The 1,976-nt window shown below is 35.2% G+C and carries 1 protein-coding gene; it reads left to right on the top strand.

All coding sequences use genetic code 11. The features are described from left to right. Positions 1–117 precede the first annotated feature (117 nt). Positions 118–1,976, top strand: a 1,859-nt coding sequence (locus ACY65O_RS17310) for a TonB-dependent receptor domain-containing protein (RefSeq protein ID WP_462222116.1), incomplete at its 3' end; no start/stop codon positions are given.

Here is a 1,976-nt window from a genome sequence, read left to right as displayed (position 1 = left end):
GGCGGAAATGAAAATGGAAAAGTTCGTGCCTCTTTCTTAGCTTCTAGAGCCCGTGGTTTTTTAAAAAACTCTTCTCTTGATAAATACTTGGGATCTTTTGGTGGTCAATACAAATTTTTGGATAAGAAGTTAAGCCTCGACTTTAATTTAAGAGCAGGCAACACAAAAGAAAATATCATTAATGCAAGTAATAATGCAGGCTCTACAGGTAACTTACTTACTGCTGCATTAAGCTGGAATCCAACTGAAGATTACAGAGATAATACAGGTAGTTTTATTACCGGTACAGGATCTGGAAACCCACAAGCATTGCTTAAAGCCTATTCTGATATTGCTAAAGTAAATTCTGTTTTAGCTGATATTTCTGCAGGCTATAAATTAATAGATAACTTAGAATACAAATTTTTATTCGCAGTTAATAATGCCACTGGCGAAAGAAATACAAATATTGATGGATGGATACAGGGTTACCCGGGTCTTTCTGGTTTAGGAACCGGTACAAAATCGTTTGCTAAATTGAACTCTCAAACTATTACTCATACTCTAAATTATAATGGCAACATTACTTCTAAATTAAGTATTAATGCTTTGGCTGGTTTTGAATACTGGAAAACAGATTATTCTGGCTCTACTTTTTCTGCAGCAGGTTTTAATACTAATTTAACGCAGTCTTCCATTATTAAAATTAAATACACAGATATTTTGGCCAATGGAAATATCCAAACTCCTCCAAGCACTTTTGTAAATCCTACAACAGAATTACAATCTTATTTTGGAAGAGCAGTTTTAAACTACAGTGATAAATATTTATTAACTGCTACGTTACGTGCCGATGGTTCAAGCAAATTTGGTAAGAATAACAGGTATGGTTATTTTCCATCTGTAGCTGCTAAATGGAATATAAGCAGTGAAGATTTTATGAAAGGCGGATCATTATTTTCTAATTTAGCTTTAAGGGCCTCATGGGGTGTAACTGGTAACCAGGAATTTCCTGCAGGTGCTTCTCAGGAGCAATTCGGATTTAATTCTTATAACTCAGCCGGTCAGTTTAACGTGGCAAACCCTAATTTAAAATGGGAATCAACCACGTCTTATAACTTTGGGTTAGACTATGCTTTAAAAGGTGGTAAAATTTATGGTAGCTTAGATTACTATGATAAAAACACAACTGATATCCTTTTTCAAAGTACAGCAATTCAACCAGCTCCAGCTTCTATCTATTTCATAAACTTGCCTGCAAATCTTAAAAATACCGGTGTGGAATTTTCAGTTGGCGCAGCTGTGGTAGATAAAACAAATTTTGGTGTGGATGTTAATTTCAACATTGCGAATAATAAAAATTTGTTGACTAACTTTTTTGCTCCGGGAACTACAACACCAATTCAAATTGTAACTGGCGAAATCAATGGTCAGGGTGTATCGGGTACCTTAGCCCAAATAATCACCAATAACCGTCCTGTAAACGAATTTTATCTTAAGCAATTCTCCGGATACGATGCGACAGGAAATCCTATAGTTGCAGCTAACCCAACTTTTTCAGGCGATCCAAATCCTCACACAGTTTATGGTTTAAGCACAAGTATCAGGTATAAAAAATTCTCTTTGGGAATCAATACTGGTGGTGCAGCAGGATTTTTGATTTACAATAACACAGCTACAAGTATTACCAATAAATTTGGTTTAACCCAGGGAAGAAATATAGATGTAGCTGCATCTAACTCTGGCGAAAATACTTCAAGTGCTGCAGCAGCATCAACAAGATTTTTGGAAAAAGGCAATTACTTTAAATTAAGAAATGCAACACTGCGTTACAGCTTTGGAAACATAGGTAAGTATGTTAAAGGATTAACTGCTTTTGTGTCTGGAAGTAACCTTTTTGTAATTACAAAATTCACTGGGTTTGATCCTGAGGTTAACATTGATAAAAGCAGCAATAACTATCCATCAAGAAGTATTGAATATGTTCCTTATCCAAC

The organism is Ferruginibacter sp. (assembly GCF_031430955.1).
Classification (GTDB): Bacteria; Bacteroidota; Bacteroidia; order Chitinophagales; family Chitinophagaceae; genus Ferruginibacter.
Note: the sequence above shows the minus strand (reverse complement) of the source record. Positions and strands in the feature narration are given on the sequence as shown.